Consider the following 21,278-nt stretch of genomic DNA (forward strand, 5'->3'; position numbering starts at 1 on the left):
CCGCGGTACACCTCGTAGGTCTCGGCCCCGTCCAGAGCGTTCCACATCACGTGCACCGTCGTCGCGCTGCCCGGCGTGCCCATGGGCGTCACCGCCGAGGCGGGCAGCGCGACGACGGTGCACGTGATGTGGAACGCTCTGGACGGGGCCGAGACCTACGAGGTGTACCGCGGCGGCACGTTGGTCGAGGAGGTACCGGCGTCCGACCGCATGGTGGACGTCACCCGGCTGCGCCCCTCGACGGCGTACGCCTTCACCGTCCGGGCGCGCGATGCCGACGGGCGGCTCGGGCCGCGCAGCCGGGAGGTGCGGGCCACCACGCCGGCCGCCGTCACCGACGCCTCCGCCCCCACCCGCCCGGAGGGCGCCGAGGGCCGGGCGGCGGGCGGCCGGGCGGTGCAGCTCACCTGGTCGGCCGCGAAGGACGACCGCAAGGTGGTGTCGTACGACGTGTACCAGGGCGGCACGAAGGTGCACAGCGTCGGCGGCGCCCAGACGGCGGCCGTCGTCACGGGGCTGCGGCCGGGCACCCGTTACACCTTCACGGTGCGGGCGCGGGACGCCGCCGACAACCTCTCCCCCGCCAGCGCGGTCGTCCGGCTCTCCACCCCGGGGTCGGACGACGGCCGCACCTCCGCGCCCACCGGTCTGCGCGCGGCCTCCCACCTCGCCGACGGGGCGTACTACCTCGACCTGACCTGGGTCCCGCCGCGGACGGACGGCCCGGTCACCGAGTACCAGATCCACCTGGACGGCCGTCCGGCGACCTCGCTGGTCTACGGCGCCGAAGCACCGCGCGACCTGGCCGAGTACAGCTTCTACGCGGGACGGGAGGCCGGTGTCACGCACCGGGTGCGGGTCCGGGCCAGGCTGGCCGACGGCACCTGGGGCGGCTTCTCGGAGGAGCGGAAGGTGACGTTGGGCGCGGGCGGCTGACCTCGGTGCGGCTCGGGCCCGGCGACGCGTCACCTGGGCGGTCGCGCTCGGCATGCGGGCGCGGCCGCCGCACTGTTGGCTGCCACTGAGGGAGCACGGGCGTTCCCGACCCCGGCGACGCAAGGGATGTGCCGCCGACCGTGCCGCCGGAGGGCAGTCCACATGCGCATCTCTTCGCCGTTTCTCCGCTCCGGCCTGACCGCGGCGGCCGCCGCCGCGCTGCCCGTCGCCCTGGCCGCCGGGCCGGCTCTCGCGGGGCCGGGCATCTCGGTGAGCACCACCGGGACCACGGTGTCGGTCACCACCACGGCCTGCGCCCAGCTGAACGGCAGTTGGGGTACCGCCTCACTGCTGACCAGCAGCCAGCGCGACTTCGCGCAGGGGCGCCAGGTGGCTCTGTCCGGCACCAGCTCCGGGCAGTCGGCGGCCTGGTCGGGGATCTCGCCGGGCACCTACACGGTGATCGTCATGTGCTCGAACAACAGCACCGCGGGCACCCAGACGGTCATCGTCTCCAGGGCGCCCTCCCCGTCCCCGAGCCGCTCGGCCACTCCCTCGCCGTCCGCGTCGCCGCGCGGTGTCATGGGCGGCCTGGGCGGGGCGATCCAGGACTACGGCACCGCGACCCTGGTGGCGGGCGGCGCGCTGGTGGGGGCCGGTGTCATCGGCGCGGCCTGGTTCCTGCGCCGCCGCGCCAAGCCCTACCGGTTCTGAGTCCTACCGGTCCTGAGCCCCGGTCCCCTCGGGGGGCAGCTCGGCGAACTCCGCCAGCGCGTGCCTGAGCCATCCCGTCCAGAAGGTCTCCAGGTCGATGCCGGCCCGCAGCACCAGGTGCCGCAACCGGTCCTCGGCGCTGTCCCTTCCGGGCGGGAAGTCCCGCTCCTCGATCTCCTCGTACTCCGCCAACTGCCGCTCGTGCAGGTCCAGATGACGACGCAGGTCCTCCTCGACACCGGCGGTGCCGACCACCGCGGCGGCCCGCAGGCGCAGCAGCATCGTGTCCCGCAGGGGCTTGGGGTCCTGGGGTGCGGCGGTCCAGCGGGCCAGCTCCTCGCGGCCCGCGGGCAGCACCTCGTAGGACTTCTTCTGCCCGCGGGCCGGCTGCAGCCCGGGCAGCTCGCGGATCAGGCCCTCGCCCTCCAGCTTGCCCAGCTCGCGGTAGATCTGCTGGTGCGTCGCCGACCAGAAGTAGCCGATCGACCGGTCGAACCGGCGGGTCAGTTCCAGCCCGGACGACGGCTTTTCGACCAGGGCGGTGAGGATCGCGTGCGGGAGGGACATGCGCTCATCCTAGGGATGCCGCGGGCCGCCCGGGGCGGCCGCTACAGCGCCGCCGCCAGTTCGGTGCCCTGCTGGATGGCGCGCTTGGCGTCCAGTTCGGCGGCCACGTCGGCGCCGCCGATGAGGTGCGCGCTGCGGCCGGCGGCGATCAGGTCGTCGTACAGGCCGCGGCTGGGCTCCTGTCCGGTGCAGAGCACGACCGTGTCGACCTCCAGGACGGTGGACTCGTCGCCGATGGTGACGTGCAGTCCGGCGTCGTCGATCCGGTCGTAGCGCACGCCCGGGACCATGGTGACGCCGCGCTGCCTCAGCTCGGTGCGGTGGATCCAGCCGGTGGTCTTGCCGAGCCCGGCGCCGACCTTGGAGGTCTTGCGCTGGAGCAGGTGGACGGCGCGCGGCGGCACGGGGCGCTCGGGCGCGGCGAGGCCGCCGGGGGTGGCGTAGTCCATGTCGACTCCCCAGAGGCGGAAGTACGCCGACGGGTCCTCGTGCGCCTTGTCGCCGCCGTCGGTGAGGTATTCGGCGACGTCGAAGCCGATGCCGCCGGCGCCGAGGACGGCGACGCGGTCGCCGACGGGGGCGCCGTCGCGGAGCACGTCGAGGTAGCCGACGACGCTCGGGTGGTCGATGCCGGGGATGTCCGGGGTGCGGGGCGTGACGCCGGTGGCGACGACGACCTCGTCGTGGCCGGCGAGGTCGTCGGCCGCGACCCGCGTGTTGAGGCGTACGTCGACGCCGTGCGCGGCCAGCTGGGTGCGGAAGTAGCGCAGCGTCTCGTCGAACTCCTGCTTGCCGGGGACCTTGCGGGCCACGTTGAGCTGGCCGCCGATCTCGCCGGCGGCGTCGAAGAGGGTGACCTCGTGGCCGCGTTCGGCCGCGCTGACCGCGCAGGCGAGCCCGGCCGGTCCGGCGCCGACGACCGCGACGCGCTTGCGCCGCCGGGTCGGGGTGAGGACCAGCTCGGTCTCGTGGCAGGCGCGGGGGTTGACCAGGCAGGAGGTGATCCGGCCGCTGAAGGTGTGGTCGAGGCAGGCCTGGTTGCAGCCGATGCAGGTGTTGATGGCCTCGGGGCGGCCGGCGGCGGCCTTGGCGACGAAGTCGGGGTCGGCGAGCATCGGGCGGGCCATCGACACCATGTCGGCGGTGCCCTCGGCGAGCAGCCGCTCGGCGACTTCGGGGGTGTTGATGCGGTTGGTGGTGACGAGCGGCACCGTCACCTCGCCCATCAGGCGCCTGGTCACCCAGGTGTAGGCGCCGCGCGGCACGGAGGTGGCGATGGTGGGGATGCGGGCCTCGTGCCAGCCGATGCCGGTGTTGATGATGGTCGCTCCGGCGGCCTCGACGGCCTTGGCGAGTGTGACGACCTCGTCGAGGGTGGAGCCGCCGGGCACCAGGTCGAGCATGGACAGCCGGTAGACGACGATGAAGTCCTCGCCGACCGCCTCGCGCACCCGGCGGACGATCTCGACGGGGAAACGCGTCCGGTTCTCGTACGAGCCGCCCCAGCGGTCGGTGCGGTGGTTGGTCCGCGCGGCGATGAACTCGTTGATCAGGTAGCCCTCGGAGCCCATGATCTCGACGCCGTCGTACCCGGCCCCGCGCGCCAGCCGGGCGGTGCGGACGTAGTCGTCGATGGTGCGCTCGATCTCGGCGTCGGTCAGCTCGCGGGGCACGTGCGGGCTGATCGGGGCCTGGAGCGCGCTCGGGGCGACCAGGTCGGCGTGGTAGGCGTAGCGGCCGAAGTGCAGGATCTGCAGGGCGATCCGGCCGCCCTCGTGGTGCACGGCGTCGGTGACCACGCGGTGCTGCTCGGCCTCGTCCTCGGTGGTGAGCCTGGCACCGCCCGGGTAGGGGCGGCCCTCGTCGTTGGGGGCGATGCCGCCGGTGACGATCAGGCCCACTCCTCCGCGGGCCCGGGCCGCGTAGAAGGCGGCCATGCGCTCGAAGCCGTTCTCCGCCTCCTCCAGGCCGACGTGCATGGAGCCCATCAGGACCCGGTTGGGGAGCGTCGTGAAGCCCAGGTCGAGCGGGCTCAGCAGGTGGGGGTAGCGGCTCATCGGGGCGCCTCCGTGCGGGGTGTGGTGCCTCCGTTGTAGAGGACGGCCGCCTCTTTGTGCAACTAGTTGCACAAAGAGGCGGCGCACACCACACCGCCCTACCGGCGGCTCCCGGCCGGCTCAGCGGCTCTCGAGCCGTACGTGCAGCTCGCGCTCCTGGTCCCCGGAGGCCGTGCTCAGGTCACGCACGGTGAACAGGGAGTCCAGGGTGGTGCGGAACCTCTCGATCGCCCAGTAGCCGCCCTGCACGTCGGCCTCCACGGACTCCCGCAGCCGGGCGGGGTCGCACTCGCCCCGGTGCGCGTCGGCCACGTCGAAGGTGCCGAGCCACACGGTCGGGCGGACCTCGTGGTAGTCCCGGGTCACGTCGCCCGCGTGCCGGTCCGACCCGTAGCACGCGCACAGCGCGTCGAACACGGTCCGGGCGTCCTCCTTGCTGCACCCGCTCAGCTCCACGGAGACGGATTCCGGATGCAGTCGCTCAGCGTCCATCGTGATCGCTCCTCTCGCGGCCATACCACCAGAAAAGCACCACCTGGTGCCGGGCACTACCGGGTGAAGCGGTAGGTCTTGCTGTCGGTCAGCACGCAGAAGCCCGGCGAGACGACGATCACGCGCAGGGTGCCGGTGCGGCGGTCGTAGTCGATGCCCTCGGTCTCGAAGTCGCCGGAGCAGGCGCTGCGCAGGGGCAGCTGCCGCAGGGCGGTGACGTGGCCGGTGACGTCCGCGGTGCCGTTGGGCGCGGCGGACAGGTCGATCCGCAGCAGGGGTTTGGTGATGCCGAAGAGGGTGCCCGCCGGGTCGTCCGAGGAGCACAGCAGAGTGGTCGCGTCGAGGAAGTCGCAGCCCTGGACGTCGCGCACGGCGTGGTCCAGACGCACGGTGGCCGCCTGGGGGAGGTTCGCGGACGGCGAGGTGGCCGGGTTGACGCCGGGTGTCGGGAAGACCAGCAGCCGGTCCATGGTGCCCCACTCGCCGGAGAGCATCCACTGACCGTCCGGCGAGACGGCGGACCAGGAGTTGTTCCGCGCCTCACCGGGGCTCAGCGTGTGCACGTACTCCGCCCAGCTTCCGTCGGGCTCCTGCACGCGGAACATCTTGGTGCTGCCGTCGTCGCGCTGGTACGGCTCGATGTAGTGGCCGTCGTAGGAGGCGTCCGGGTCGCCGACGTGGTTCCAGCCCCGGGTGCTGAGGCTCAGCGGGATGGTGCCGATGCCGGTGTAGCGGTTGGGGCTGCCGGCCGGGACCTCGACCGAGGCCAGGCCCTGGCTCTCGGTGAGCGGGTCGGCGCGGTCGGAGCCGACCTCGGTCCAGGTGTCGGCAGCGGACGGCTCGGACCAGGCGCCGGCGGCGGCCGCAGGGCCCGCGAGGCCGGCGGAGAGGGTGAGGGCGGCGAGTCCGGTCAGGACGGCGTGACAACGTTGCCGGGCGCGCAGGGGCATGGAGGCTCCTCGGTGGGGGGCGGGCGGCAAGGACGGGGCGAGCGCGTTCGGCGCACAGTCTGGACCGCCCGTCACGGCATGTACAGACCAACTCCGGACGCGCTTCGTGCGGCGGTCACCGCCCGGCCGGGAGATGCTGGAAGGAGTCCGCGGAGCCGCTCGGAATCGGCCCTGTGCGCGGCGGAACGCGGTAGAACAAGGGAGTCGGCATCAGAAAGGCGTGCCGCGCGGAACGGTGAAGGCGGGGCGTGGGATGAGTACATCCGGGTCTGCCGGGTTCGAGGGCGACGCGTCGTCGCGCGGCCCCGTGCGGCCCGGCGGACTGCTCGACCTGCTGAGCGTGGCCTCGGTCGTGCTGGACGCCGAGGGCCGGATCGTGCTGTGGAGCCCGCAGGCGGAGGAGCTGTTCGGATACTCCGCACAGGAGGCGCTGGGACAGTACGCCGCCCGCATCATGGTCCACGAGCGCCACCTCGATCTGGTCGTCAAGCTGTTCTCCGACGTCATGCGGACCGGCCGCAGCTGGGCCGGGGCCTTCCCCATCCGGCACAAGGACGGCGGCACCCGACTGGTGGAGTTCCGCAACATGCGTCTGCTGGACGACCGCGGGGACGTCTACGCGCTGGGGCTCGCGGCCGACCAGTCGACGGTGCGGCGGCTGGAGCGCGACCTGGCGCTGTCCTCACGGGTGATCACACAGTCACCGGTCGGACTGGCGGTGCTGGACACCGACCTGCGGTACGTCTCGGTCAACCCGGCCCTGGAAAGGATCAACGGCATCCCGGCCGACGACCACATCGGCCACAGGACCCACGAGCTGCTGCCGCAGGTGGACGCGGCCCAGATGGAGGCCGCGGCGCGAGAGGTGCTGGAGACCGGGCAGCCGGTGATCGACAGGCCCACCACCGGACGGACGCCCGCCGACCCGGACGAGGACCACGCGTGGTCCGTCTCGCTGTACCGGCTGGACGACGCGCTCGGCACGGTCCTGGGCGTGGCCGTCTCGGTCGTGGACGTCACCGAGCAGTACCGGGTGAGCGCCGAGGCCGAGGCCGCGCGGCGCCGGCTGGCCTCGGTCGCGGACGCCTCCGCCCGGATCGGCACCACGCTGCAACTGGACCGCACCGCGCACGAGCTGGCCGACGTGGCCGTGCCCGGCCTCGCCGACGTCGCCGCCGTGGATCTCCTCCAGGCCGTGGTGGAGGGCCGGCGCAGCAACCTGGGCCCGGCCGAACCCGCCGTGATGAGGGCGCTGGCCGTGCACGCGGACGACGCCCCCGACGCGCTCACGGCGGCCGACCGGCCCGGCCAGGTGGCCCGGTACGGGCCGGACCGCCTGGTCACCGAGTGCGTGCGCAGCGGGCAGCCGGTGTGGGTGGCCCGGGTGACCGGAGCGGACCTGGAGCGCATCGCGCGTTCACCGGAGGCGGTGGAGCTGCTGCGCCGGGCGGGCGTGCACTCGTACCTGGCCGTCCCGCTGATCGCGCGGGGCGAGGTGCTCGGCGCCCTGGACCTGAAGCGGACCGCCAACCCGCTCCCGTTCGGCAAGGACGATCTGCTGCTGGCCAGGGAACTGGCCGCGCGGGCCGCGCTGCAGATCGACAACGCCCGCTGGTACCAGAACGCCCGTACCACCGCCCTGACCCTTCAGCGCAGCCTGCTGCCGAGCCATCCGCCGGTGACCGGCGGCCTGGAGGTCGCCTCGCGCTACCAGCCGGCCGGGGCCACCAGCGAGGTCGGCGGCGACTGGTTCGACGTGATCGAGCTGGAGGGGTGCAAGACCGCGCTCGTGGTGGGCGACGTGATGGGCAGCGGCATCGCGGCGGCGGCCTCGATGGGGCGGCTGCGGACCGCGACGAACACCCTGGCCGCCCTCGACCTGGATCCGGCGCTGCTCATGGAGCACCTGGACCGCACCACGGCGGGCCTGGACCAGGCCATCGCGACCTGCGTCTACGCCGTGCACGACCCGAACGAGAGGCGGTGCCTGATCGCCAACGCGGGGCACCTGCCGCCGGTGCGGCTGCGGGCCGGGCACCCGCCGGAGCTGCTGGACCTGCCCACCGGGGTGCCGCTCGGGGTGGGCGGCGTCCCGTTCTCCACGACCGCCGTCGCCCTGGAGCCGGGCGACCGGCTGGTGCTGTACACCGACGGCCTCGTCGAGACCCGCCGGCACCCCCTGGACGAGCGGCTGAACGCCCTCCTGGCCCTGCTGGACGGCCCGGACCGCCCGCTGGAGGAGGTCTGCGACCAGCTCCTGCGCACCCTGCACGAGCCGGAGAACTCCGACGACGTTGCCCTACTGATCGCTCGCGCCACGCCGCCCGCCTAGGCGTGCTGTCCCGCGCTAGTCGCGTACGCCCGTCACCACGTGGGCGTACAGCTCCTCCGAGACCGCGACGCGGGTCGTCATTCCGGCGCGGGTGAAGGCGGCGACCGCGGCGGGTGCCTGGGCCTCGCTCGTCTCGACCAGCAGGCAGCCACCGGGCGCCAGCCAGCGGGGCGCCTCGGCCGCGACGCGACGCAGCACGTCTAGTCCGTCGGCGCCCCCGTCGAGGGCGACCAGCGGTTCGTGGTCGCGGGCCTCGGCCGGCAGCAGGGCCACCTCGGCGGTGGGGACGTAGGGCACGTTGGCCGCGAGGATGTCGACGCGGCCGCGCAGGACCTCGGGCAGCGCGTCGAACAGGTCACCGACGTACACGCGGCCGCCCGCGTCGGCGAGGTTGCCGCGGGCGCAGCGCACGGCGGCGGGGTCGACGTCGGCGGCGTGCACCTCGGGCCGGTCCAGCGCGGCGGCCAGGGCCGCGCCGACGGCGCCGGAGCCGCAGCACAGGTCCACGACGACGGACGCGTGCGGCGCGTGGGCGAGGGCCTCGTCGACCAGGAACTCGGTGCGGCGGCGGGGGACGAAGACACCGGGGGCGACGGCGACCCGCAGGCCGCGGAACTCGGCCCAGCCGAGGACGAGTTCGAGGGGCAGCCCGGAGACCCGGCGGTCGATCAGGGCGGTGAGTTCACCGGCGTCGCGGGCGGCGGCCATCAGGAGCGCCGCCTCGTCCTCGGCGAAGACGCAGCCCGCGGTGCGGAGCGCGGCGACGACCCGGTCACGCGACGGGCAGGCCGCGGAGGGCAGGGGGGAACGAGAGGTAGCGGAGAGCGAGGGGCGTGCGGGAGACGAGGAGGCCATGGAAGCCGAGAGCCTTTCGGGAACCGAAGGGCGCTCTCGACGGTCAGCCGTTCGCGGTGACCGTGCTGCCGTGAGGTGAGAGCACCCGGGTCGACACAGCGGTAATGGGTCTCACCTCCCAGGCGTCCGGCGGCCGGGACGGTCCGCGGCCGCCGGTCACACTACCCCAAGTTGTACTCTGCAACCAGCGATGCGAGGGAGGAACAGTGACGGCTGCCGAGACGCCCGGTGCCGCGGCGGACGCGGCCGTGGAGACCGTCCAGCGCGAGATGACGGCCTTCGCCCGCCGCGCCCGCGCCTCGGCGGGGCGTATGCATCCGGAGCTGTCGCTGGTGTCGTACACGCTCCTCGGGCACCTGGAGGAGCGGGACGGCTGCCGGGCCACCGACCTGGCGGCCCACTACGCCCTCGACAAGTCCACGGTCAGCCGCCAGGTGTCCGCGCTGGAGCGGGCCGGGCTGATCGAGCGGCGGCCGGACCCCGAGGACCAGCGCGTGCAGGTGCTGCACCTGACGCGGGCCGGGCGGCGCATCCTGGCGCAGGTCACCGAGAGCCGCCGGGCCGCCTTCCGGGAGCGGCTCGCCGACTGGCCCGACGAGGACCTGATCCGCTTCGCCGCGTATCTGGAGCGGTACAACGCGTGGCGGGGCGGTCCGCGGGGCGAGGACCCGGACCGGGGAACGCCGGCGGGCACGTACCGTTGACGGCGTACGCACTGATCACGCAGGCCGCGAGCACCTGCCGCAGCGGCCCGAAAGGCCCCACCGCATGAACACCACCCGAGGCTTCGCCGGGCGCCCGCGCGTCGACCGGCCGGGGATGCCGCCCGGCCAGTACGACGCGGGCGACGACTGGCCCGTGCTGTCCGCCGAGGTCACGCCCGACCTCGCCCCCGCCGACTGGACCTTCCGGGTGGGCGGTCTCGTGGCCGAGGAGCGCACCTGGGACCTGGCCGGGGCGCGTCGGCTGCCCGCCTCGGCGTACGAGGGCGACATCCACTGCGTGACCGGCTGGTCGAAGTTCGGCGTGCGGTTCGGGGGCGTGTCCCTGGACACCTTCCTGGAGGCGGTCCGTCCGCTGCCGTCCGCCACGCACGCCGTGGCCTACGCGCACACCGGCTACACCGCGAACCTGCCGCTGGCGGACCTGACCGGCGGCCGGGCCTGGATCGCCTGGGAGTACGAGGGGCGCCCGCTCGCCCCCGAGCACGGCGGCCCGGCGCGGCTGGTGGTGCCGCACCTGTACTTCTGGAAGAGCGTGAAGTGGCTGGCGGGCCTGGAGCTGCTCGACCACGACCGGCCGGGCTTCTGGGAGCAGAACGGCTACCACGCGCGCGGCAACCCCTGGGAGGAGCAGCGGTACTCCGGTGACTGAGACGGCCACACACACGGCGGGGGCCCACACGCCCCCCACGCGGTTCGCCGTGCCCGGACGCATCGAGGTGAACGGCCTGGTGGCCGGGGTCTGGCAGCCGGCCACGCTCACGGAGATCCGCCGCGAGACGCCCCGCGCGTCCACCTTCCGGTTCGCCGTGCCCGGCTGGGCGGGCCATCTGCCGGGCCAGCACCTGATGGTCCGGCTCACCGCCGAGGACGGGTACGTGGCCCAGCGGCACTACTCGCTGGCGTCCGCGCCGGACGGCTCCGGGCACATCGAGCTGACCCTCGACCACGTGGCGGACGGGGAGGTGTCCGGCTGGTTCCACACGGTGGCGCGGCCCGGCGACCGGATCGAGGTGCGCGGCCCGCTGAGCGGCTTCTTCGCCTGGCCGGGCGACCGCCCCGCCCTGCTGCTGGGCGCGGGCTCCGGCGTCGTCCCGCTGATGTCCATGGTCCGGCACCACCGGGCGCGGGGGCTGACGGTGCCGCTGCGGATGCTGGTGTCCGCGCGCGGCCCCGAGGAGTTGATCTACGCGGACGAGTTCGGCCCGGAGACCACCCCCGTCTTCACCCGGAGCGCCCCGGCCGGGACGCCCGTGGGCCGGCTGACCGCCGCGCACCTGGACCCGCTGCTGTCCGAGCCGCCCGCCGGGGGCTGGGAGGCCTACGTGTGCGGGTCGAACTCGTTCGCCGAGCACGCGTCACGGCTGCTGGTGGCCGGCGGCCAGCCGGTGGAGCGCATCCGGATCGAGCGCTTCGGCTGACCCGCGGCGGAACTTCGCCGCGGGGGTGGGCGAGTCCCGCCGGACTGGGTACCAGTCCAGTACGGGCACTCGCACACTGGCGCGACCCGGAGGCGCGGGGGTTCCCCGCCCGTCATGGACGTCCGTCCGCCTCCCGGTCGCGGTGATCGCGGGGAGGTCGACATGCGAACCCGGGTGCGCGGCTGGCGCTGGCGGCACAATTCGCTGCGCCGCCGGTCGGACGTCGTCGAGTCGTGGACCCTGCTGGTCGTCGCCCTGCTGCTGTTCGCGGGTGCCCCCCTGCTGGGGGCCGCCACCGCCTGGTGGGGCTACGGCCAGGCGCAGGCGATCGTGGCGGAGCAGCGGGCGGACCGGCACCGGGTCAGCGCCGCGGTGGCCGACGACACCGGCGGCACCCTGCCTTCCGCCCAGCTCGACGGGCAGCACTCGTACCGCACGACCGTCCGCTGGAGCACGCCGGACGGCACGGAGCGGAGCACCACGGCGCGGGTCCCGGCCGACGCCCGGCGCGGTGACCGGGTCGACGTGTGGCTGGACTCGCGGGGGCGGAGCGTGCCGCCGCCGTCGGACGGCTCCCAGATCTGGCAGCACAGCGCCACGGTGGGCTCCTTCACCGCCATCGGCACCGGCCTCACGGTGCTGCTGCTGCACCGCGCGGTGCGCGGGGTGGCCCTCAGGCGCCGGATGAACGAGTGGGACCGCGACTGGGCCCGCACCGAACCCCAGTGGACGCACCGCGGGGCCTGACGGCCTCCCGCCCGCGCTCTGGTCCGCCTCCCGGCCCCTCACGTACGGTGTGATCATCCGTACGGTCCGGCACGTGCTCCCGCAAAGGCGGTTCCCCGATGGCCCTGTTCGATCTTCCGCTCGACGAACTGCGGGAGTACCGGAGCGCGTCGGGCGAGCCGGAGGACTTCGACGCGTTCTGGACCAAGACGCTCCGGGAGGCCCGCGAGCACGACGTGGACGCGCGCTTCGAACCGGTCGACACGGGTCTGTCCACGGTGCGGGTGTACGACGTGACGTTCGCCGGATTCGGCGGTCACCCGGTGAAGGGCTGGCTGACCCTGCCGGCCGCGGCGGAGGAACCGTTGCCGCTGGTCGTGGAGTTCGTCGGGTACGGCGGCGGGCGCGGGCTGCCGCACGAGCACCTGCTGTGGGCGTCCACGGGCCGGGCCCACTTCGTCATGGACACCCGGGGCCAGGGCAGCGGCTGGGGCGGCGGTGGCGGGACCGCGGACCCGGTGGGCGGCGCGCCCGCGTACCCGGGCTTCCTCACCCGCGGCCTGGACGCCCCCGAGAACTACTACTACCGCCGGGTCTTCACCGACGCCGTGCGCGCCGTCGAGGCGGCCCGCTCCCACCCGCTGACCGACCCGGCGCGCACGGTCGCGCTCGGCGGGAGCCAGGGCGGCGGGATATCGCTCGCGGTGGGCGGTCTGGTGCCGGACCTGGTGGCGGTCGCCCCGGACGTGCCGTTCCTGTGCGACTTCCCGCGCGCGACCACGATCACCGACCGGCATCCCTACCGCGAGGTCGGCCTGTACCTGAAGACGCACCGCGGCCGGACCGAGGACGCGCTGCGCACGCTGTCCTACTTCGACGGCGTGCACTTCGCGGCGCGGGGCCGGGCGCCGGCCCTGTTCTCGGCGGCGCTGGAGGACCAGACCTGCCCGCCGTCCACCGTCTTCGCGGCCTTCAACGCCTGGGCGCACGAGGACAAGGCGATCGAGGTGTACGACTTCAACGACCACGAGGGCGGCGGGCCGTTCCAGCAGGCCGCCAAGGTGCGCTGGCTGCGCTCGTACGCCTGAGGGTCCCGGGCGGAGACGGCGCGGTTTCGGACACGGCGGTCACGGCGGAGGCCGTACGCCGCCGGAGGCGCGGGTGCCGTTTCGGCCGAACCTCCGGACCGGCCTTCCCTGCTGGTTTAGACCAATGGTACTCCTGGTGGCGCACCGAGCCCGCACGGCTACCGTACGTAACCCCCAGGAGGCGCGGCATGGACCGCACCACCCCGCACGACGACCCTCTCGCCGACGACCGGCCGCTGTACTGGCGGGTGGCGGCACGACTGCTCGGCGAACTGCACGACGGCACCGTCCCGCCGGGCGAACGCCTGCCCGGCGAGCGCCGGCTGGCGGAACACTTCGGCGTGAGCCGGGAGACCGTCCGGCAGGCCCTGGACGTGCTGCGCCGGGACGGCCTGCTGGCCACCGACCGGCGGGGCAGTCACGCCGCCCTCCCCGGACCGCCGGCCGGGAGTCCGGCGCCGCTCGCGTTCCCGGTGGGCGCCCGTCCGGCCGAGCCCCGTACGGGCGACCGCGCCACCGTCGCCTGGGAGGCGCCGCCGCCCGAGCACGCGGCGGCGCTGGGGCTGGTACCGGGCCGTCCGACACTGGTGCACCGTTACGCGTCGGCGACCGCCGACGGAAGCGGGCGGCGGACGGCCGTGACCTCGTTCTCGGCCGTCGCGCTCGCCGAGGTGGAGGAGCTGGCCCGCTACCGCGACCGCGCCGACGGTGTCGCCTCGGCCCAGCTGCGGCGGGCCTACGACTGGATGCGCAGGGCGGGCCTGACGCTGCACCACCGGGACACCATCACGCCGCTCACGGACGCGGCCTCGGTCCGGGTGGTGCGCCGGGTGCACGACCAGCACGACCGGCCCCTGGAGATCACGGAGCTTCTGGTGGACGCCCGACAGGACGCCCTGGTCTACGAGTTCACGCTGCCGGCCGCGGGGTGAAACCCGCCCGCTACGCCGTACGCCGGGCCGTGACCAGCCGGACGCGCGGGCTGCCGTCGGGCCGGCGGCCGAACTCGGGCAGGGCGCGCAGTTCCGCCCGGAAACCCGCACGGGCGAGTTCCCGGCCGACGTCCCCGAGGCGGAACGTCCGGTAGTACATGACGAACGGCGGCCGCCACAGCGCGTTGCGCACCCGCATCGCGGCGTCGAAGCCGAGGAGCGTCCAGTACCCCGGGGAGCCGGGGCGGGGCGGCGCGACCACCGGGAAGGCGAAGCGGCCGCCCGGCCGGAGCACGGACCGCACCTGACCGAACAGGCCCGGCAGTTCCCGGGGCAGGAAGTGCCCGAACGCGCCGAAGCTCACCACGAGGTCGAACTCGGCGCCGAACGGCAGCGCACGGGCGTCCGCGCGCACCCAGGAGACCTCGGGGCCCAAAGGCGCGGGGCGCCGACGGGCGACGTCCAGCATGCCCGCGCTGAAGTCGACCCCGGTCACCCTGTCCCGGCACACCCGGGCCAGCACGTCCACGCCCGCGCCGGTGCCGCAGCACAGGTCGAGCCCGGCGCCGAACGGTCCCATCGGCGCCAGCGCCGAGGCCACGGCGTCGAGCACCCGGTCCGGCGTCCGGTAGGGGGTGTGGTCGAACTTCGGGGCGAGCAGGTCGTAGCCGCGCTCGACCGACGACAGTGCCTGGACGGCGAGTTCGCGCAGGGTGGGGCCTTCGGGACTGAACATCGGCTCAGCCTAGGTGCTGCCCGGCGGGCCCGGTCGGAGCACGCCGTTCGTCGAGCACGGCGAGGACGCGCTCGCACCAGCGGGCGTTGTCCCGTTCGAAGGTGATTCCGGCGAGCAGCGTGAGGTAGGGCCCGACGCGGTCGGCCTCGCGGAGGTGCCGCTCCTCCGTGCGCCCGTCCAGGAGGCGTTCGCGCACCCGCTCGTAGCGGGCGAGCTTGCCCAGGGCCCAGGCCCTGCGCTCCTCGACCAGCGCGCGGACGGCGTCGGGGTCGGCGCCGTCCATCGCCTGCATCTTGATCAGGAACTCGTCGCGGACCGCGGTGGGGCGCCGGGTCGGCTCGACGGCGAAGGCGCCCAGCCGCTCCCGCCCGGCCTCGGTGAGCGAGAACAGCCTTTTGGTGGGCCTGCGTTCCTGCTGCACCGTCCGTGCCTCGATCAGGCCGTCGCCCGCCAGGCGCTCCAGCTCCCGGTAGAGCTGCTGCGGCGTGGCGGGCCAGAAGTTGGCCAGCGACACGTCGAACACCTTGGACAGTTCGTAGCCCGAGGCCTCCCCCTCCAGGAGAGCGGCCAGGACGGCGTACTTGAGAGACATGTCGACACGCTAGCAAGCACGGACTAATCTACTCCGCACCTATTCAATTATTTTACTAGGAGGTGGCTGCGATGCAGGCATTCCGCGCGGCGGTCGAGGCGCACGACATCGACGCCGTCGAAGCACTGCTGGCCGAGGACGTGGTCTTCACCAGCCCCGTCGTGTTCAAGCCCTACCGGGGCAAGGCGATCACGGCGGCGATCCTGCGTGCGGTCGAGCGCGTCTTCGAGGACTTCCGCTACGAGCGCGTCATCGGCGAGGAGGGCGGCCGCGACCACGCGCTGGTCTTCTCGGCACGGGTGGGCGACCGGGAGATCGGCGGCTGCGACTTCCTGCACCTGGACGAGTCGGGCCGGATCGACGAGCTGACGGTGATGGTGCGTCCGCTGTCGGGCGCCCAGGCGCTCCAGGCGGCCATGGCCGCGCAGTTCGAGCGGATCGCGCAGGAGGCGCAGGAGGCGCAGGCGGGCACGGCCGGCTGACTCCGGCCCGGCACATGCGGAACACGGAATCGCGTAAGCCGGAACAGGGACCGCACCGGCGGCGTTGACGGGTGTGGGACGCTGATCCGTCCCATTCCCGTGCCCCTCCCACCACGTCCCGTGGTACGGTGCGGTCAGCACTTGTGTACGCCCCACTGGGGCGCCGGTGCCAGTTTCCTTCGGTTCGCCGACCCGCCCGTCGTGATGCGACCGGCGCGTCCGCTTCTCAGCACAACCTCGTGAGCAGGGCCTTCGCACCCGCGGTCACCGAGGTGCTGTTCCCGCCGTCCGGAGGCGTGTCGTCCGACCCCTCGCACGGTTTTCCCCTTCCTTCCGCATGTCCCATGCCCAGGTGTCCTCGAAAGGACCGACCACCATGACCACCACACTCGAACACCCTCCTGTACAGCAGCCCCCGGCCGAGACCGCGAGCGGCGTCCTCGACATCGAGACGGGCGGGAAGGGCCGCCTGCGGGGCGCGAGCCTCCAGCCCGGGCCGGACGACCTCGTCCTCTCCCCCGCCCTGATCCGCCGGCACGGCCTGCGCAAGGGCGACCTGGTCGAGGGCGTGCGCGGCGACCGGCGCACCCTGACCGACGTCGTCCGCGTCAACGGCCGTACGCCCGACGGCCGGGGCGGCCGCCGGCACTTCCACGACCTGACCCCGCTGCACCCGCACGAACGGCTGCGGCTCGAACACCCCGCGTCCGGTCTGACCGGGCGCGTCACCGATCTGCTCGCACCGGTAGGCAAGGGCCAGCGCGGCCTGATCGTGGCCCCGCCCAAGACCGGCAAGACCGTCCTGCTCCAGCAGCTCGCCGCCGCGGTGGCCGGCAACCACCCCGAGTCCCGGCTGATGGTGGTGCTGCTCGACGAACGGCCCGAGGAGGTCACCGACATGCGCCGGTCGGTGCGGGGCGAGGTGTACGCCTCGACCTTCGACCAGAGCGCCAAGCAGCACATCGCGCTGGCCGAACTGGTCGTCGAGCGCGCCAAGCGGCTCGTCGAGGCCGGTGAGGACGTCGTCATCCTGCTCGACTCCCTCACGCGGCTGTGCAGGGCGCACAACAACGCCTCCTCCTCGGGCGGCCGTACGCTCAGCGGCGGCGTCGACGCCGGGGCGCTCCTCGGCCCCAAGCGGTTCTTCGGCGCGGCCCGCAAGGCGGAGGAGGGCGGCTCCCTCACCATCCTCGCCACCGCCCTGGTGGAGACCGGTTCGCGCGCCGACGACTTCTACTTCGAGGAGCTGAAGAGCACCGGCAACATGGAGCTGCGGCTGAGCAGGGAACTCGCCGCCCGCCGGGTCTTCCCGGCCGTGGACATGGCCGGTTCGGGCACCCGGCGCGAGGAACTCCTGCTGTCCTCCCCCGAGGCCACCGCCGCGCGCGGACTGCGGCGGGCGCTGACGGCGCGGGACGGCCAGTCGGGCCTGGAGACGCTGCTGGAGCGGATGCGCCAGACCCCGGACAACGCCGCGTTCCTGCGGCAGGTCCAGCCCACCCTGCCGGCCGGCTGACCCCCCCCGGCCGCCGGGTCACCCTGCCCCGCCGAGACTCCCCGTCCTACGGCAAACGGGTGCATGCGCGCCCGACTCGCCCCGGGCAGCGCGGCGGTTCGGGCATCCGTTCCTACGTTTGCGGTATGACTATCGGATTCTCATCCCGGGCGGCTCGATCCACTTGCGTGCTCTGCGTGGCAGGCCTGCTGACGCTCATGCCCGCCGCCGCGGCCGCCCGTACGGGACAGCCGGACCCCGGGTCACCGGGCGCGCCCGGCCCGATGGCGGGGCCCGCGGCGCTGTACGGCTCCGGAACGCAGGTCCGGCCCGGCCCCGAGGCCCCGGATGTTCCCCATGTCTCCGCGCTGTCCTGGGTGGTCGCCGACGCCGAGAGCGGCGACGTGCTGGCCGCCCACGACGCGCACCGTCCGCTGCCTCCTGCCAGCACCCTCAAGACGCTGTTCGCCCTCACCGTGCTGCCGGTCCTGCCGGGCGGCGTCCGCCACGAGGTGAGCGCGGACGAGCTGTCCGGCATCGGTCCGGGCAGCAGCCTGGTGGGTGTCGCCGAGGGCCACACCTACCGCGTCTCCGACCTGTGGAACGGGGTCTTCCTCAACTCCGGCAACGACGCAGTGCACGTCCTCGCCTCGCTCACCGGCGGCTGGAGCGCCACGGCCGCCCGGATGCAGGCCGAGGCCCGGGCCCTCGGCGCCCTCGACACCCAGGTGCGCTCACCGGACGGCTACGACGCCCCGGGCCAGGTGTCGTCGGCGTACGACCTGGCCGTCTTCGGACGGGCGGGACTGCACAACCCGGACTTCGCACGGTACTGCGGCAAGGTCGACGCGCTCTTCCCCGGCCGGGACGGGGAGGCCTACGGAATCATGAACACCAACCGCCTGCTCACCGGGGCGGACGGCGTGGAGCCGTACCCGGGGCTCATCGGCGTCAAGAACGGCTACACCAGCAACGCCGGCAACACCCTGATCGGGGCGGCCCACCGCGACGGGCGCACCCTGGTGGTCACCGTGATGAACCCGCAGGAGGGCGGCGGCCACGCCGTGTACGAGGAGACCCGTTCGCTGCTCGACTGGGGCTTCGAGGCGTCCGGTCTGGTCGAGCCGGTGGGCTCGCTGACGCCCCCGGACGAACGGCCCCGGCCGGGCTCGGAGGTGGCGGAGCCCGTGGCGGTCGCGTCGACGCGGGCCGCCGAGCACGGGCCGGGCTGGCCGGAGACCGGCGCCATCCTCGGCGTCGCCGGGCTCGGCGCGGGCGCCATGGCGCTGGCGCTGCGGCTCAGGCTCGTGCGCGACGACGGGAGTTGACGAGAAGCGGGAGGAGGACCCCCGGGACGGGGGTGGTGCTGGCCACACCCCTGTTCCGGGGGCCGACGCCATTCTGCGGCCGGTAGCGCGTTCACATACTGAACCGCATGGCCAATCCAACGATGCTCATCGAGAACTCCCCCGCGCGCGGACGGGAACAGCGACGCGAGAAGGGCAGCGACTTCTCCGAACTCTCACGGCGCATGGCCGACGCGGATCTGCTCCGGCGCCGCCCGCTGTACTACACGGTGCGCTTCGGTGCCGTCGCCCTCGCGCTCGCGGGCGGTGTCACCGCCTTCGTCGCCCTGGGGGACAGTTGGAGCCAGCTGGTGGTCGCGGCGGCGCTGGCCGTCGTCTTCGGCCAGCTCGGGCTGGCCGCCCACGACCTCGCCCACCGGCAGGTCTTCACCCGCCGGCGCCCCAGCGAGGCCGGCGGGCTGCTGGTGGCCAACCTGCTGCTGGGCATGAGCTACGGCTGGTGGATGAACAAGCACACCCGCCACCACGCCAATCCCAACCACGAGGAGAAGGACCCGGACGTCTCCCCCGACATCCTCGTGTGGTCCCGGGGCCAGGCGAGCAGGGCGAAGGGGCTGCCGCGCTTCGTCGGGAGGCACCAGGCGGCCCTGTTCTTCCCGCTCTTGACGCTGGAAGGTCTCAACCTGAGCTTCAACAGCTTCAAGGCGCTGCGCAGCCCGTCCATGAAGCGGCCCTTGGTGGAGGGGTCGCTGCTCGTCGCGCACTTCGTCCTGTACTTCGGCGGACTGTTCACGCTGCTCTCCCCCGGCAAGGCGCTCGCCTTCATCGCCGTGCACCAGGGCCTGTTCGGGATCTACCTCGGCTCGGTCTTCGCACCCAACCACAAGGGCATGCCGATGATCGAGGAGGGCACGCGGCTGGACTTCCTGCGCCGCCAGGTCCTCACCTCCCGCAACGTACGCGGCGGTGTGTTCGTCGACGCCTTCATGGGCGGCCTCAACTACCAGATCGAGCACCACCTCTTCCCCAGCATGCCGACCCCCGCGCTGGCCAGGGCCCAGGTCATCACCGAGCGGTACTGCGCCGAGCTGGGCGTCCCGTACCACCAGACGGGGCTGCTCGCCTCGCACCGCGAAGCCCTGCGGCACATGCGGAGCGTCGGGGAACCGCTGCGCGCCGCCCGCTGAGCGCGGTGGCGGTCAGCTCTGCAGCACGCCCGCGCCGAGCAGCCCGAACAGCAGGACGCCGACCGCGATCCGGTAGACGACGAAGGCGTTGAAGGAGTGCTTGGCGACGAACTGCAGCAGCCAGGCGATCGAGGCGTAGGCCACCACGAAGGAGACGAGGGTGCCGACCACCAGGGGCGCGGCACCCGCTCCCGCGCCCAGGGCGTCCTTGAGTTCGTACAGACCGGCGCCGGTCAGGGCCGGGATGCCGAGGAAGAAGGAGAGCCGGGTGGCGGCGACCCGGTCGAGGTCGAGCATCAGGGCGGTCGACATGGTGGCGCCGGAGCGGGAGAAGCCGGGGAAGAGGAGCGCGAGGATCTGCGAGCCGCCGACCAGCATGGCGTCCTTGAACGAGGTGTCGTCCTCGCCCCGTTTGTGCCGGCCGGTGCGGTCCGCCACCCACATGACCCCGCTGCCGACGATCAGTGAGCCGGCCACCACCCACAGGGAGGCGAGCGGGCCCTTGATCAGCGGTTTGGCGGCCAGGCCCACCAGGACGATCGGGATCGTCGCGCAGATGACCCACCAGGCGAACCTGTAGTCGTGGTGGTACCGCTCCTCCCGGTCCCGCAGTCCGCGCACCCACGCGGAGAGGATCCGGGTGATGTCCTTGCGGAAGTAGACGAGCACGGCGGCGATCGCTCCGACCTGGATGACCGCCGAGAAGCCGATGACCGAGTGGTCGTCCACCGGGATGCCCATCAGCCCTTCGGCGATCTTGAGGTGGCCGGTGGAGGAGACGGGCAGGAACTCGGTCACCCCCTCGACGGCTCCGAGGACGATGGCCTGACCGATGCTGATGGCGCTCATGAGACCCACTTCCTACTACACGCGGGCGGGCACCCCCCGTCACGCTCGGAGCGCGTCGGCGAGTGTCACCCCCGCGAACACCGCCGCGAGGCCGGCCGCCACACTCGCCAGCACGTTCACCGCGGCCGCGAGGCGGGAGCCCGTCTCGGTGAGGCGGAGCGTCTCGTAGGAGAAGGTCGAGTACGTCGTGAGGGCGCCGCACAGCCCGGTCCCGAGCAGCAGACGCAGGTCGGATCCCACGGCTCCGGCCAGCGTGGCACCGGTGACGAGGCCCAGGGCCAGGGAGCCGGCGACGTTCACGGTGAAGGTGCCCCAGGGGAAGGCCGAGCCGTGCCGGGACTGGACCGCGCGGTCGGTGAGGTAGCGCAGGGGTGCTCCGGCCATGCCGCCCACGACGACCAGCAGCCAGTTCATCCGGGGCTCCGTCTCCGCCGCGGTGTCCGGCGGGCCGCCCAGGAGGCGAGCCACACCGCGGTGAGCGCCGCGAGCGGGGTGGCGGCGAGGTAGGCCAGGCCGGTGCCCGGGTGGCCGTCCGCGAACAGCCCGCGGATGTCCGCCGCGTAGGTGGAGAAGGTGGTGAAACCGCCGAGCACGCCGGTGCCGAGAAAGGGCCGGACCAGGCGGTGGACGTCCCACACCTCGGTCACGGCGACCATGAGCACGCCCATGGCGGCACAGCCGGCCACGTTGACCCAGAAGGTCGTCCAGGGGAAACCACCGCTCCGCGTCGGCCACCACAGGGCGGCGGCGTAGCGGGCGGCGGCGCCGGCACCACCGCCGAGGGCCACGACCGCGACGACGGGTGCCTGGACACGCCACCCCTGCGTCATGGTCGTAC

At 73.6% G+C, this 21,278-nt stretch carries 22 protein-coding genes and 1 pseudogene; 13 read left to right on the top strand and 10 right to left on the bottom strand.

The window, feature by feature from the left end:
- Window positions 1-66: 66 nt before the first annotated feature.
- Window positions 67-936 (top strand): annotated as a pseudogene (locus DMH12_RS07120) (fibronectin type III domain-containing protein); the annotation flags it as partial.
- A gap of 162 nt (window positions 937-1,098) precedes the next feature.
- Entirely contained in the window at window positions 1,099-1,650 is a 552-nt protein-coding gene (locus tag DMH12_RS07125) for a hypothetical protein (protein ID WP_185832183.1), read from the top strand.
- A gap of 3 nt (window positions 1,651-1,653) precedes the next feature.
- Here the strand turns inward: DMH12_RS07125 and DMH12_RS07130 are convergent, their stop codons facing one another.
- The 4 genes from DMH12_RS07130 to DMH12_RS07145 form a co-directional block, all read right to left on the bottom strand.
- Complete coding sequence (locus DMH12_RS07130; protein WP_125490701.1) at window positions 1,654-2,217, bottom strand: PadR family transcriptional regulator; 564 nt, start codon at window positions 2,215-2,217, stop codon at window positions 1,654-1,656.
- 41 nt (window positions 2,218-2,258) lie between these two features.
- On the bottom strand, window positions 2,259-4,274 hold the full coding sequence (locus DMH12_RS07135) for an NADPH-dependent 2,4-dienoyl-CoA reductase (protein WP_125490702.1): 2,016 nt from the start codon (window positions 4,272-4,274) through the stop codon (window positions 2,259-2,261).
- Window positions 4,275-4,394: 120 nt separating this feature from the next.
- Entirely contained in the window at window positions 4,395-4,766 is a 372-nt protein-coding gene (locus tag DMH12_RS07140) for a hypothetical protein (RefSeq protein ID WP_125490703.1), read from the bottom strand.
- Window positions 4,767-4,822: 56 nt separating this feature from the next.
- The gene (locus DMH12_RS07145) at window positions 4,823-5,716 is read right to left on the bottom strand and encodes a hypothetical protein (RefSeq protein WP_125490704.1); all 894 of its coding nucleotides are present in this window, start codon (window positions 5,714-5,716) and stop codon (window positions 4,823-4,825) included.
- Window positions 5,717-5,969: 253 nt separating this feature from the next.
- Between DMH12_RS07145 and DMH12_RS07150 the strand changes: the two genes are divergently transcribed.
- Window positions 5,970-8,048, top strand: coding sequence for a SpoIIE family protein phosphatase (locus tag DMH12_RS07150; RefSeq protein ID WP_125490705.1), 2,079 nt, complete (start codon window positions 5,970-5,972; stop codon window positions 8,046-8,048).
- Between the two features lie 15 nt (window positions 8,049-8,063).
- Here the strand turns inward: DMH12_RS07150 and DMH12_RS07155 are convergent, their stop codons facing one another.
- On the bottom strand, window positions 8,064-8,903 hold the full coding sequence (locus tag DMH12_RS07155) for a putative protein N(5)-glutamine methyltransferase (RefSeq protein ID WP_125490706.1): 840 nt from the start codon (window positions 8,901-8,903) through the stop codon (window positions 8,064-8,066).
- 206 nt (window positions 8,904-9,109) lie between these two features.
- Between DMH12_RS07155 and DMH12_RS07160 the strand changes: the two genes are divergently transcribed.
- The 6 genes from DMH12_RS07160 to DMH12_RS07185 all read left to right on the top strand — a co-directional run bounded on the left by DMH12_RS07160 (window position 9,110) and on the right by DMH12_RS07185 (window position 13,792).
- Window positions 9,110-9,607 (top strand): MarR family winged helix-turn-helix transcriptional regulator, encoded by a 498-nt coding sequence (locus DMH12_RS07160; protein ID WP_125490707.1) that lies wholly within the window; start codon window positions 9,110-9,112, stop codon window positions 9,605-9,607.
- 64 nt (window positions 9,608-9,671) lie between these two features.
- On the top strand, window positions 9,672-10,277 hold the full coding sequence (locus tag DMH12_RS07165; protein WP_125490708.1) for a sulfite oxidase-like oxidoreductase: 606 nt from the start codon (window positions 9,672-9,674) through the stop codon (window positions 10,275-10,277).
- 49 nt (window positions 10,278-10,326) lie between these two features.
- Window positions 10,327-11,046, top strand: a complete 720-nt coding sequence (locus DMH12_RS07170) for a ferredoxin reductase (protein WP_125490709.1) — start codon at window positions 10,327-10,329, stop codon at window positions 11,044-11,046.
- A gap of 162 nt (window positions 11,047-11,208) precedes the next feature.
- On the top strand, window positions 11,209-11,793 hold the full coding sequence (locus DMH12_RS07175) for a hypothetical protein (protein WP_125490710.1): 585 nt from the start codon (window positions 11,209-11,211) through the stop codon (window positions 11,791-11,793).
- A 98-nt stretch (window positions 11,794-11,891) separates the two neighbouring features.
- Window positions 11,892-12,860 carry an acetylxylan esterase gene (locus DMH12_RS07180; RefSeq protein ID WP_125490711.1) on the top strand — a complete coding sequence of 323 codons (969 nt, stop codon included), beginning with the start codon at window positions 11,892-11,894 and terminating at the stop codon, window positions 12,858-12,860.
- Window positions 12,861-13,048: 188 nt separating this feature from the next.
- The gene (locus DMH12_RS07185; protein WP_125490712.1) at window positions 13,049-13,792 is read left to right on the top strand and encodes a GntR family transcriptional regulator; all 744 of its coding nucleotides are present in this window, start codon (window positions 13,049-13,051) and stop codon (window positions 13,790-13,792) included.
- 10 nt (window positions 13,793-13,802) lie between these two features.
- On the opposite strand, the gene DMH12_RS07190 is transcribed toward DMH12_RS07185, so the two are convergent.
- Window positions 13,803-14,528, bottom strand: coding sequence for a class I SAM-dependent methyltransferase (locus tag DMH12_RS07190; protein WP_125490713.1), 726 nt, complete (start codon window positions 14,526-14,528; stop codon window positions 13,803-13,805).
- A 4-nt stretch (window positions 14,529-14,532) separates the two neighbouring features.
- Window positions 14,533-15,120, bottom strand: a complete 588-nt coding sequence (locus DMH12_RS07195; protein ID WP_125490714.1) for a PadR family transcriptional regulator — start codon at window positions 15,118-15,120, stop codon at window positions 14,533-14,535.
- Window positions 15,121-15,191: 71 nt separating this feature from the next.
- Here DMH12_RS07195 and DMH12_RS07200 point away from each other — a divergent pair, with 71 nt between their 5' ends.
- From DMH12_RS07200 to DMH12_RS07215, 4 genes are all read left to right on the top strand, one after another.
- On the top strand, window positions 15,192-15,602 hold the full coding sequence (locus DMH12_RS07200) for a nuclear transport factor 2 family protein (RefSeq protein WP_125490715.1): 411 nt from the start codon (window positions 15,192-15,194) through the stop codon (window positions 15,600-15,602).
- A gap of 376 nt (window positions 15,603-15,978) precedes the next feature.
- Window positions 15,979-17,118, top strand: coding sequence for a transcription termination factor Rho (rho, locus tag DMH12_RS07205; RefSeq protein ID WP_125490716.1), 1,140 nt, complete (start codon window positions 15,979-15,981; stop codon window positions 17,116-17,118).
- Window positions 17,119-17,243: 125 nt separating this feature from the next.
- Window positions 17,244-18,425: a D-alanyl-D-alanine carboxypeptidase family protein gene (locus tag DMH12_RS07210; RefSeq protein WP_185832184.1), complete on the top strand. Its 1,182-nt coding sequence runs from the start codon at window positions 17,244-17,246 to the stop codon at window positions 18,423-18,425.
- A gap of 107 nt (window positions 18,426-18,532) precedes the next feature.
- Window positions 18,533-19,591 (top strand): fatty acid desaturase family protein, encoded by a 1,059-nt coding sequence (locus DMH12_RS07215; RefSeq protein ID WP_399186792.1) that lies wholly within the window; start codon window positions 18,533-18,535, stop codon window positions 19,589-19,591.
- Window positions 19,592-19,603: 12 nt separating this feature from the next.
- Here DMH12_RS07215 and DMH12_RS07220 read toward each other — a convergent pair whose 3' ends face one another.
- The 3 genes from DMH12_RS07220 to DMH12_RS07230 are packed head-to-tail and all read right to left on the bottom strand — an operon-like array spanning window position 19,604 to window position 21,270.
- Window positions 19,604-20,440, bottom strand: coding sequence for an undecaprenyl-diphosphate phosphatase (locus tag DMH12_RS07220; protein WP_125490718.1), 837 nt, complete (start codon window positions 20,438-20,440; stop codon window positions 19,604-19,606).
- Between the two features lie 39 nt (window positions 20,441-20,479).
- A complete protein-coding gene (gene crcB / locus DMH12_RS07225; RefSeq protein ID WP_125490719.1) occupies window positions 20,480-20,854 on the bottom strand; it encodes a fluoride efflux transporter CrcB in 375 nt (124 codons plus the stop codon).
- Window positions 20,851-21,270 carry a CrcB family protein gene (locus DMH12_RS07230; protein ID WP_125490720.1) on the bottom strand — a complete coding sequence of 140 codons (420 nt, stop codon included), beginning with the start codon at window positions 21,268-21,270 and terminating at the stop codon, window positions 20,851-20,853. Before DMH12_RS07230 ends, crcB begins: the two co-directional genes overlap by 4 nt.
- Between the last annotated feature and the right edge of the window lie 8 nt (window positions 21,271-21,278).

It is taken from the genome of Streptomyces sp. WAC 04229 (assembly GCF_003947455.1).
Classification (GTDB): Bacteria; Actinomycetota; Actinomycetes; order Streptomycetales; family Streptomycetaceae; genus Streptomyces.